The 7,720-nt window shown below is 69.5% G+C and carries 8 protein-coding genes and 1 pseudogene; 2 read left to right on the forward strand and 7 right to left on the reverse strand.

The window, feature by feature from the left end; all coding sequences use genetic code 11:
* The first annotated feature begins 86 nt into the window (after positions 1–86).
* Positions 87–863 (forward strand): D-xylose 1-dehydrogenase, encoded by a 777-nt coding sequence (gene xylB, locus MFF58_RS14295; protein ID WP_238289040.1) that lies wholly within the window; start codon positions 87–89, stop codon positions 861–863.
* Between the two features lie 248 nt (positions 864–1,111).
* On the opposite strand, the gene MFF58_RS14300 is transcribed toward xylB, so the two are convergent.
* From MFF58_RS14300 to MFF58_RS14320, 5 genes are all read right to left on the reverse strand, one after another.
* Positions 1,112–1,342, reverse strand: coding sequence for a hypothetical protein (locus tag MFF58_RS14300; RefSeq protein ID WP_238289042.1), 231 nt, complete (start codon positions 1,340–1,342; stop codon positions 1,112–1,114).
* Between the two features lie 218 nt (positions 1,343–1,560).
* Positions 1,561–1,812, reverse strand: a complete 252-nt coding sequence (gene moaD / locus MFF58_RS14305) for a molybdopterin converting factor subunit 1 (protein WP_238289043.1) — start codon at positions 1,810–1,812, stop codon at positions 1,561–1,563.
* A 53-nt stretch (positions 1,813–1,865) separates the two neighbouring features.
* A complete protein-coding gene (pgsA, locus tag MFF58_RS14310; protein WP_238289066.1) occupies positions 1,866–2,465 on the reverse strand; it encodes a CDP-diacylglycerol--glycerol-3-phosphate 3-phosphatidyltransferase in 600 nt (199 codons plus the stop codon).
* Between the two features lie 73 nt (positions 2,466–2,538).
* The gene (gene uvrC / locus MFF58_RS14315; protein WP_238289046.1) at positions 2,539–4,602 is read right to left on the reverse strand and encodes an excinuclease ABC subunit UvrC; all 2,064 of its coding nucleotides are present in this window, start codon (positions 4,600–4,602) and stop codon (positions 2,539–2,541) included.
* Between the two features lie 83 nt (positions 4,603–4,685).
* Positions 4,686–5,399: a protein phosphatase CheZ gene (locus MFF58_RS14320; RefSeq protein ID WP_238289048.1), complete on the reverse strand. Its 714-nt coding sequence runs from the start codon at positions 5,397–5,399 to the stop codon at positions 4,686–4,688.
* A 279-nt stretch (positions 5,400–5,678) separates the two neighbouring features.
* Between MFF58_RS14320 and MFF58_RS14325 the strand changes: the two genes are divergently transcribed.
* Positions 5,679–6,509 (forward strand): L,D-transpeptidase, encoded by an 831-nt coding sequence (locus MFF58_RS14325; protein WP_238289050.1) that lies wholly within the window; start codon positions 5,679–5,681, stop codon positions 6,507–6,509.
* Positions 6,510–6,611: 102 nt separating this feature from the next.
* Here the strand turns inward: MFF58_RS14325 and MFF58_RS14330 are convergent, their stop codons facing one another.
* Together MFF58_RS14330 and MFF58_RS14335 are read right to left on the reverse strand one after the other, a co-directional pair.
* Entirely contained in the window at positions 6,612–7,397 is a 786-nt protein-coding gene (locus MFF58_RS14330) for a DUF2076 domain-containing protein (protein WP_238289052.1), read from the reverse strand.
* Positions 7,398–7,600: 203 nt separating this feature from the next.
* A pseudogene (locus MFF58_RS14335) lies at positions 7,601–7,720 on the reverse strand (porin family protein); the annotation flags it as partial.

Here is a 7,720-nt window from a genome sequence, read left to right on the forward strand (position 1 = left end):
GGCCCGACGCAGCGCGTTGCGCGTCGAACGCAACGTGGTAAAACTCAGACAATCCGGCCCTCGGGGCCGCGTCGGAGGGAGCTCCCATGGCGTCTGCATGGGCGAACCGTGCGATCTATCCGAGCCTCTCAGGCAAGCGGGTGCTGATCACGGGGGGCGCATCCGGCATCGGCGCAGCCCTGGTCGAGGCGTTCGTGGCTCAGGGCGCACGCGTCCTGTTCGGCGATATCGCGGACGACGCTGCGGCCGCCCTGGTCGCGCGGCTGTCGCCCGGCGCGGCGGCAGCGCCCCTTCACCGGCGCTGTGACCTCACCGAGGTGGCGGCGGTCCGCGCTCTCGTGACCGAGAGCGAAGCGGCGCTCGGCGGTCTGGACGTGCTCGTCAACAACGCCGGCAACGACGATCGCCACACCGTGGAGGAGATCACGCCGGACTTCTGGGACGAACGGATCGCGGTGAACCTGCGCCACCTCTTCTTCGCCGCCCAGGCCGCGGTGCCGGCGATGCGACGGGCCGGCGGCGGCGTCATCCTGAACTTCGGCTCGATCAGCTGGCATCTTGGCTTGAAGGACCTAGCGATCTACCAGACCGCCAAGGCGGGCATCGAGGGGATGAGCCGGGCCCTGGCCCGTGACCTGGGGCGCGACGGGATCCGGGTGGCCTCGATCCTGCCCGGCAACGTCCAGACCCCGCGTCAGGAGAAGTGGTACACGCGGGAGGGAGAGGCCGAGATCCTCCGGGCGCAATGCCTGGATCGCCGGATCCAGCCGGCCGACGTCGCCGCTCTGGTCCTGTTCCTGGCCTCGGACGACGCGCGCATGTGCACCGGCCACGGCTATTTCGTCGATGCCGGCTGGCGGTGAGCGGCTGCGCGATCCCTGACGTTCAGCCCGCAGGACGGTCGACGGCGGGGAGGCGAACTGCAATCGGGAACCTGAGGACCGGGCGACCGCAGATCGCCCGGTCCTGATGGAAGCCTCCGGGATCGGCGCGGGACGTCGGCCCACGCCCTCGCGGCGGCTGAACCGCACCCCACGAAGAGCGCGGACTTTCACACCGGGCTCGAAGTGGGATTCAGCATCTGTGTCGCGACAGCCGCGCCGGAGCGGCCTCAGTCGCACGATTCCTTCTTCACGGTCTTGGTGTCGCCCATGTCGTTCTCCTTGCGCACCGTCTTGGTGACGCAGCCGTCGCCGTGCTCGTGAACGGTCACGGACTTCGACTCTGAGGCCGGGCGATCGACGACCACGGCGGGACGGTCCCGCTCGATGACGGTGGTCTGCGCCTGCGCGGCGGCGCAGAGGCTCAGCAGGGCGGCGGTGGCGAGCAACGACTTGCGCATGGTGGGCTCCAGTACCGGTTTCGGTACCGAGTAACGTGATCCCAGCTTGAGCGTTCCGCCGGTGGACAGGTCGAAATGGCGGACCGAACCCGTAAAAGAACTTGGTTCGATCCGCGCGCCGTTCGGCATGAGGTTCAGCCGCAGCGACGCCTGCCAGTGACCCCGGAATCCAGCCCGTTTCAAGCCGGGCCGACTACGTGCGCAGACCTCCGCGCCGCTCAGCCGCCGGTCATGGGCGGGAAGAAGGCGACCTCGCGGGCGTCCCCGATCACGGCGTCGGGCTTGGCGTGGGCACGATCGATCGCGGCCCGCACTACGCCGGGATCCTCGAACGCGTAGGCGTATTCCTCGCCGCGCCCGCGCAGCCAATCGATGAGGTCGGCCACGGTGGCGATCTCAGGCGGCAGGACCAGATCTTCCTCGGCGCGGCCGATCCGCTCGCGGACCCAGGCGAAATAGACGAGCTTCATCGCGTCACCGTACCGGGTTCGGGGCTGGACCACGCATCCCGCGACTGAGGCGTTCAGCGCGGGTCGTCGATGACGTGCTTGATCCCGGCCCGCATATAGTCCCAGCCGGTCCAGAGCGTGAGGGCGGCGGCGAGCCACAGCAGCGTGATCCCGATCGGCTCGGTCCCCGGCAGGACCGTCTCGCCCGCGGGGCCGGCGACCAGGAAGCCCAGTGACAGAAGCTGCACGGTGGTCTTCCACTTGGCGATCTTGCTCACCGGCACGCCGACCTTCAGCTCGGCCAGGTACTCGCGCAGGCCGGAGACCAGCACCTCGCGGCACAGGATCACGATCGCCGCCCAGATGTTCGGCCCGATGATCGTGTGGTCGGCCGTCAGCATCAGCAGGCAGGCCGAGACCAGGAGCTTGTCGGCGATCGGGTCGAGCATCCGGCCCAGCGCGGAACTCTGATGGTAGGTACGAGCCACGTACCCGTCGAGATAGTCGGTGATCGCAGCCGCGACGAACACGCCCAGCGCCGTCCACCGGGCGGTGTGGGATTCGGGCCAGAACAGCAGTGCGACCATCACCGGCACGGCAACGAGGCGCCCGTAGGTCAGGCAATTCGCGAGCGTCCAGGCCGGCGACCGTCGTCGAGGGAGGACGGCGTTCATCGCGGGGGTGAAATCAGAGCGCGGCGCGTGCGTCAACGCCTCGGGTCCGGGCTCCGCCATCGCGGCGGGATTTTCAGGCGCCGGCATGGAAGAAGTCGTAGACCGCCCGCGCCGTCGCGGCGTTGACGCCCGGCGTCTTGGCCAGATCCTCGAAGGCGGCGCGCTCGATCGCCTTCACGGTCCCGAAGTGGTGCAGCAGCGCGCGCTTGCGGCTGGGGCCGATGCCGGCGATCTCGTCCAAAGGATTCTTCACCATCTCACGCTTGCGCTTGGCCCGGTGGCTCCCGATGGCGAAGCGGTGTGCCTCGTCGCGGAGCCGTTGCACGAAGTAGAGCGTCGGGTCCCGGGGCGGAAGCTTGAAGGCCGGCCGGCCCGGCACGAAAAACGTCTCGCGCCCGGCATCCCGGTCGCGCCCCTTGGCGACGCCGACCAGCGGCACACCCGAGACGCCGACCTCGTCGAGCGCCGCCCGGGCGGCATCCAGCTGGCCCATGCCACCGTCGACGAGCACGAGGTCCGGCCAAGCCGGGAACGCCTCGCTGTCCTCCGCCGCGGCCGGGGCCGGGTCCTGCGCGCCACCCTCGCCGGAGGCGGTCGCCTCCTGCGGGGTACGGGGCACCTCCTTCACCAGCCGCTTGAACCGCCGCTGCAGCACCTCGCGCATCATCCCGTAATCGTCGCCGGGGGTCAGCTCCTCCGACTTGATGTTGAACGTTCGGTAATGCGTCTTCATGAAGCCCGTGGGGCCGGCGACGATCATGCCGCCGACCGCGTTCGTGCCGGAGATGTGCGAATTGTCGTAGACCTCGATCCGCCGGGGGGTACGGTCGAGGCCGAAGGCCTGTCCCAGGGCCGTCAGCAGCTTGCCCTGGGAGGCGGTGTCGGCGAGCCGCCGGGCCAGGGCCTCCTTGGCGTTGCGCTGGGCGTAGTCGACGAGGTTCTTCCGCTCGCCGCGGCTCGGGCGGTGGATCTCCACACGGTACTCGACCCGGCTCGACAACGCGGCGGCCACCAGCTCCGCATCCTCGACGAGGTGGCTGGTCAGGACCGTGCGCGGCGCCGGCTTGTCGTCGTAGAATTGTCCGATGAACGAGCCGAGCACCTCGTCGGGCGACATGGTCCGGTCGGCCTTAGGGAAATAGGCCCGGTTGCCCCAGTTCTGGAAATTCCGGAAGAAGAACACCTCGATGCAGAACTGGCCGGCCTGCTCGTCGAGGGCGAACACGTCGGCCTCCTCGACGCCCTGGGTGTTGACGCCCTGCACGCCCTGGATCGCCGAGAGCGCCGCGATCCGGTCGCGGAAGCGGGCGGCACGCTCGAACTCCATCGCTTCGGACGCCGCCTGCATCTCGGTGCGCATCCGGTCCTTCACGGCGTTCGACTTGCCGGCCAGGAAGGCGCGGGCCGAATCCGCCATGGCGGCGTAATCCTGCGTGGCGATCTCGCCCGTGCAGGGACCGGAGCAGCGCTTGATCTGGAAGAGCAGGCAGGGCCGGGTGCGGTTCTCGTAGTAGCTGTCGGTGCAGGTGCGCAGCAGGAAGGCGCGCTGCAGGGCGTTCACCGTCCGGTTCACCGCCCAGACGCTCGCGAAGGGGCCGTAATAGTTGCCCTTCCGCCGCCGCGCCCCCCGGTGCTTGACGATCTGCGGGGCGGGACCGTCCTCCGTGACCAGGATGTAGGGGAAGGACTTGTCGTCCCGCATCAGCACGTTGAAGCGGGGCTTGAGCTGCTTGATCAGGTTGGCTTCGAGGAGCAGCGCCTCGGTTTCGGTCGCGGTGGTGACGAATTCCATCGCCGCCGTCTGCGAGATCATCCGGGCGATGCGGTTCGAATGCGCCTGACCCCGCGCGTAGGAGCCCACCCGGGCCTTCAGGTTCTTGGCCTTGCCGACGTAGAGGACGTCGCCGCGGTGATCGAACATCCGGTAGACGCCGGGTGAGGACGGCAGCGTCGACCAGAACCGGCGGATCACCTCCGTTCCGGCCTGCACGGCGCCGGGCTCGAAGTCGAAATCGATCTCCGGCGACTCGTCGACCGACAGCCCGATCTCCGGCTCGTCGGCCGCATCCTCCCGCTCGGCGTCGCGGCCGTCGTCGAACGTATCGGGGGGCAGGTCGGTCAGGGCTCTGCGGCTCATACCGCAGATCTAAGCGTTCCTCGCGCTCAGGGGGACGGGGCGGCCGACAAAAAATGCGCGCCGTACGTACGGGCCGGTGGCGCTCAGTCGAACAGCGAGTCGATGTCGTCCTGATCGACGTGGCCGATATCGTGGTCGAGCTTCGGCCCGTTGAGCAGGCTGCTCTCGTCATCCAGGGACGTCGGCACCGGCATGACGGCGATCAGATCCTTGAAGCTGTCCAGCTCGGACCACGTCGCGATCAGCCGGTCGAGGTGTTCCTCAATGAACTTCATCACGCCGACGATCTTGTTGATCCGCTGACCGGTCAGGTCCTGGAAATTGCAGGCCTCGTAGGCCGTGATGACCCGCTCCAGAATGACATCGACATGCGGCTTCATGCCAGGCGGCAGCGTCGTGGCGTTGAGCATCCCGGCATGGCTCTCGATCTCCTCGATCGCGCCGAGGAGCTGCGTGGTGGCGCGCTCGGTCGAGTCGACCACGGCGTCGAGTTCGTCCGCCGCCCGCCGCATGCCTTTTCCGGTGTTCTCGGTCCGGTGGAGGGTCGCCAGTTCCGACTTCGTCCGGGTGATCGCATCCTTCATCAGGTCGAGTTCGGAACGCATGGCCAGAGCCTCGTGCAGCTCGCGCCGGCACGACTCGACCGTCTCGCTGGCGCTCCTCTGCGTGATGCGGCGCAGGTCCTGGATGGCGCTGAAGATGTCCTCAAGTCGCTCGCTCGAGGCGGGACCGCTCGGTGGCGGCGGCGTCCCGGGAAGCCCGAGGCTGTCTTCGATGCGATAGCGCTTCTGGGTCATCGTCCGGGCGTTGGCGTTCGTGTTCCGTCGCGGCAATTCTCTACCACATCGGTTAGCGGACCGTGACCGCCAAGCTCCCCAATGGGCAGAGCGCGTCGGCAGCGTGGGATCTCGCCACATGCACCGGCAGGCGCTTTACCGCTGATTCACGCTGCCGCCGCCCGGCCGGGGAGGGGCGTCCTGAGCAGCCCGATTCACCACGTTCCTTCACCTGATTCGCCAAGATGCGGCGGGATCGTCCTCGCGACGGGGGCGCGTGCCCCAATTCGGGAGCTTGCGATGCGGGGATCGGTCCGTTTCAGTCTGGGGGCGGCCTTGGCGGCGGCCGTCTCGTGCGCACCCGCGCAGGCCCAGCAGGCGCGCTACGCTGAGGGCGGCTACGGCGGCGGCCTGATCGAGTATCTGGTAACCGGCAGCGCCGGCAACGGCGGCCGGGGCTGGCCGCAGCGTTACGCACCGTCACAGCGGTATGCCGCTCCGCAGGCCTACACGACCCCGCAGCGGGTGGAGGCGCCGGTTCGGGTCGCGGCCTATTCGGGCGACCTTCTACCCGTGGAGGCCGAGCCCGGCCAAGCCGTCGGCGTGCCGCAGCCTGTTTATGGGGCGCCTGCGGCGGGGGCCTACGGCGCGCCCCAGGCCGATCCGAACCGGATCGCCCGCGCGGTCGCGCCGGAGTACCAGAGGCAGGAGGTGCCGTTCACCGGGCGGCAGAGGCCCGGGACGATCGTGATCGACACGTCGGGCAAGCACCTCTACCTCGTGCAGCCCGGCCAGCGGGCGCTCCGCTACGGCATCGGCGTCGGCCGTCCGGGGTTCGCGTGGAGCGGCCTCAAGACCGTCAGCCGCAAGGCCGAGTGGCCGGACTGGATGCCGCCGGCGGAGATGCTGGCCCGCCGGCCGGACCTGCCGCGTCACATGGCGGGCGGGCCCGAGAATCCGCTGGGCGCCCGGGCCCTGTACCTCGGTTCCTCGCTCTACCGCATCCACGGCACCAACGAGCCCAATACGATCGGCCAATCGGTCTCGTCGGGCTGCATCCGCATGATGAACGAGGACGTGGTCGACCTCTACGAGCGCGTGCCTGTGGGAACGCGCGTCGAGGTTCTGTGAGGGACTCGCGGGTCTGATCGGCCGCGCTCACGCCCCCCCGACACGACGAGGCCCGGCCGCGCCTGCGCGCGACCGGGCCTCTGTCATCGCGACGGGGAACGATCAGGTCCAGTCGCTGTCGTCGCCGCCGCCCAGGTCGCCGCCGAAATCGCCGGCCGGATCGCTGTAGCCGGCGTCCTGCAGGCCGCCGAAATCGGCGCCGCCGCCGCCGCTGTTATCGAGGGCCGAGCCGAGATCCTGGTTGCCGCCGCCGTCGCCGTAGTAGTTGTTGACGACCGTCTCGCCGCCGCCGCCGAGGCCCGCCGCCGCGGCGCTGCCGAGGCTCGAATGGCCGCCCGCGAAGGCATTGGAGAGGGCGCTCCCGAGCAGCATGCCGCCCGCCGCGCCGGCCGCCATGGGCAGCGCGGTCGCCATGAAGCCGCCGCCGCGGGCGGGCGCCTGCTGCCCGGCCCACGGTCCGCCCTGCTGCGGATAGCCGCCCTGCTGGGGATAGCCGCCCTGCTGGGGGTAGCCCTGCTGCGGGTAGCCCTGGGGCGCGCCGCCCTGATTGCCCCATGGCTGACCACCGGGCCGCTGCTGGCCGTAGCCGGGCTGCGGCTCCTGGCGCTGGCTGCCGCCGCCGCCGAAGATGCTCGACAGGAACCCGCCGCCGCCACCGGACGACTGCGCCGACGCGCCCTGGCGACGGGCCTCTTCAAGCTGCTGGTTGAGGCTCTTGATGGCCTCCTCCTGCACGTAGATCAGCTGTGCCATGGCGTAGGGCGCGTAGGGCTGCGTGCGGAGCTTGTCGGCGATGAACCGCTCGGCTTCCGCATCCCGAGGCTGGGTCTGCGCCTGCTCCAGGCGCTGGAAGATACCCGAAATGACGTCGCGTTCTTCGCTGTTCATGGAGTCGTCCTCCTCGAATCTAACCCGCGGGCCCGAACGCGCCGCATGGCAGACACGACATGGGTGCGCGGCGACGCTTTGTCAGGGGCGATGGCGAAAACTTCATCCCAGGGTGCCGAAAAGCGAAAAGCCCGGCCTGATGGCCGGGCTTCCCCGTCTCGCGGTTGCCGCCGGCGCGGCGGAGGCCACGCCGGTAGGTGATCCTAGAAGGTGCCGAACTTGTAGTTCAGGCCTGCGCGGACGACGGCGAACTCGTCGGAGCGGCGGCCGACCGGGCTGTAGAAGGCCGGGACGTTGGAGGCGGCGTTGATCACGAACGCGCC

The organism is Methylobacterium longum (assembly GCF_022179385.1).
Lineage (GTDB): Bacteria > Pseudomonadota > Alphaproteobacteria > Rhizobiales > Beijerinckiaceae > Methylobacterium > Methylobacterium longum.

Coding starts and splice junctions, on each gene's coding strand:
- MFF58_RS14330 (WP_238289052.1), bottom strand. CDS start 7,397: ATGAACAGCGAAGAACGCGACGTCATTTCGGGTATCTTCCAGCGCCTG.
- pgsA (WP_238289066.1), bottom strand. CDS start 2,465: ATGAACGCCGTCCTCCCTCGACGACGGTCGCCGGCCTGGACGCTCGCG.
- MFF58_RS14300 (WP_238289042.1), bottom strand. CDS start 1,342: ATGCGCAAGTCGTTGCTCGCCACCGCCGCCCTGCTGAGCCTCTGCGCC.
- xylB (WP_238289040.1), top strand. CDS start 87: ATGGCGTCTGCATGGGCGAACCGTGCGATCTATCCGAGCCTCTCAGGC.
- MFF58_RS14320 (WP_238289048.1), bottom strand. CDS start 5,399: ATGACCCAGAAGCGCTATCGCATCGAAGACAGCCTCGGGCTTCCCGGG.
- moaD (WP_238289043.1), bottom strand. CDS start 1,812: ATGAAGCTCGTCTATTTCGCCTGGGTCCGCGAGCGGATCGGCCGCGCC.
- uvrC (WP_238289046.1), bottom strand. CDS start 4,602: ATGAGCCGCAGAGCCCTGACCGACCTGCCCCCCGATACGTTCGACGAC.
- MFF58_RS14325 (WP_238289050.1), top strand. CDS start 5,679: ATGCGGGGATCGGTCCGTTTCAGTCTGGGGGCGGCCTTGGCGGCGGCC.